Genomic DNA, 2,050 nt, shown 5'->3' with positions numbered 1-2,050 from the left:
TGCCGTGATTCTTACCCAAGCAATTCTCAGCGCCGATCTGGAGAAGATGCGTCCTGTAGTGGTTCTGTTCCCGCCGTATACCCTTTTTCATGCAGTGACTAAGGAAGCAAAGGGAACTGCTTTGCGCTGGGGGGGGCAGAACTTGTTCTGGGAAGCCAGTGGGGCGTATACCGGAGAAATTTCGGGTGCCATGCTCCGCGACATGGGTTGTCGCTATGTTTTGGTAGGACATTCGGAAAGACGGCAGATTTTTGCGGAAACGGACGAACTGGTGGCCCGCAAGGTCAAAGCGGCGCTGTCATCGGGCCTGATACCCGTGGTCTGTGTGGGTGAGAGCGAAGCTGAGCGTGCCCAGGGCGCTACCGAACAGGTTCTGCAGCGTCAGGTGGAGGCGATATTGCCTTTGTTGAATCTGGAGTCCAACCAGCCTAACCTCATCATTGCCTACGAACCCATCTGGGCCATTGGCACCGGACAAAGTGCCAGTCCGGAACAGGCCCAGGCCGTACATGCTTTTATTCGTAAGCTGGTGGCAGGGCATTCCAGTCAGTTGGCCAAGCGCCTGATTCTGTTGTACGGAGGCAGCGTCAAGGGCAACAACGCAACGGCGCTGTTTGAGCAGGAAGATATTGATGGGGCTCTGGTTGGCGGAGCATCCCTGAGCGCGGGAGAGTTTATTCAAATTTGTCGTGCTGCCGAATTGGCAGGACGAGGAGGTTGATTTGATGTACACCTTGTTATTGGTGTTTCAGGTGATTATTTGTGTCGTCCTGGTAGGGCTCGTCCTGATTCAGAAAGGTCAGGGGGCGGATATGGGCGCAGCATTTGGCGGCGGTGGATCGCAAACCGTATTTGGCGCCCAGGGAGCGGGAAACTTCCTCAGCCATACCACTGCGGTTATTGGTGCCATATTTTTTCTGAACAGTCTTGGTCTGGCGTATCTTTCCGATCATGCTGCAAGCAGTGCGGTTTCCGGGATTGCCTTGCCAGGCAAGGCACCGGTTACCAGCACGCTACCGGTGAAACCCGCTACTGCAACGCCCACGGTCGTTCATCCTGCGGCAGCGGCTACGGGTTCTGCGGCAGCGGCCGTAAGCACATCCGCAGCAGGCAGTGTGCCAGCAGCGCCAGTTTCTACAGCAAAAACACCTGTGAAGCCTTGACGTAGCAAGCGGGTCATGAGAAAGTTTTAGAACTTCGGCCGAAGTGGTGAAATTGGTAGACACACCGTCTTGAGGGGGCGGCGGCGCAAGCTGTGCCGGTTCGAATCCGGTCTTCGGCACCAAATTGCAGCCTATAGGGCTGTTTTTTTGTCTCTGGAGTATACCAGAGCATTGATTTATATATAAGAAAATTAATTTATAGCGGACTCTGGAGATGGTATTTTCAGGTCCATATTTGGGTGGAGGAGTGTTGGGGATGTTGAACCACTATTTACCCGTGCTCATCTTTATTGTGGTGGCACTGGTGGTCGGTGTGGTCCCATTGCTGATGGGCGCCTCGCTGGGACCGCACAAACCGGATAGCGAAAAGCTCTCGCCCTATGAATGTGGCTTTGAGGCTTTTGAAGATGCGCGTGTCAAATTTGATGTGCGCTATTATCTGGTGGCCATTCTGTTCATTCTCTTTGATCTGGAAATTGCCTTCCTGTTCCCCTGGGCCGTGGTCTTTGATCAGATCGGCATGATGGGTTTTCTGGCCATGATGACTTTTCTCGCCATTCTCGTGGTGGGTTTCATTTATGAGTGGAAAAAAGGAGCCTTGGAATGGGAATAGAAGGCATCCTCGAAAAAGGTTTTGTGACTACCAGCATCGATACCGTAGTCAACTGGAGTCGGACCGGCTCCTTGTGGCCCATGACATTTGGGCTGGCATGCTGTGCCGTCGAGATGATGCATGCCGGAGCAGCCCGTTATGATCTGGATCGTTTTGGTATCGTGTTTCGTCCCAGTCCGCGTCAGTCGGACGTGATGATTGTGGCAGGGACTCTGGTCAATAAAATGGCCCCGGCCTTACGTAAGGTCTATGACCAGATGCCGGAACCGCGTTG

Annotated in this window: 4 protein-coding genes and 1 tRNA gene; all 5 read left to right on the top strand. The window is 53.6% G+C overall.

The window, feature by feature from the left end; genetic code table 11:
• Positions 1-721 (top strand): triose-phosphate isomerase (gene tpiA / locus AC2VLY_RS10105; protein ID WP_486922208.1); only part of this gene is annotated, 721 nt, incomplete at its 5' end.
• A gap of 4 nt (positions 722-725) precedes the next feature.
• Positions 726-1,163: a preprotein translocase subunit SecG gene (gene secG, locus AC2VLY_RS10100; protein ID WP_486892185.1), complete on the top strand. Its 438-nt coding sequence runs from the start codon at positions 726-728 to the stop codon at positions 1,161-1,163.
• Positions 1,164-1,200: 37 nt separating this feature from the next.
• Positions 1,201-1,285, top strand: a tRNA-Leu gene (locus tag AC2VLY_RS10095).
• A gap of 134 nt (positions 1,286-1,419) precedes the next feature.
• Positions 1,420-1,776, top strand: a complete 357-nt coding sequence (locus AC2VLY_RS10090; RefSeq protein ID WP_486922207.1) for an NADH-quinone oxidoreductase subunit A — start codon at positions 1,420-1,422, stop codon at positions 1,774-1,776.
• A partial coding sequence (gene nuoB / locus AC2VLY_RS10085) for an NADH-quinone oxidoreductase subunit NuoB (protein WP_486922206.1) occupies positions 1,767-2,050 on the top strand: 284 nt, incomplete at its 3' end. The genes AC2VLY_RS10090 and nuoB, both read left to right, overlap by 10 nt.

It is taken from the genome of Acidithiobacillus sp. TH-A36 (assembly GCF_057473445.1).
This window is presented reverse-complemented; position numbering and strand designations above follow the sequence as displayed.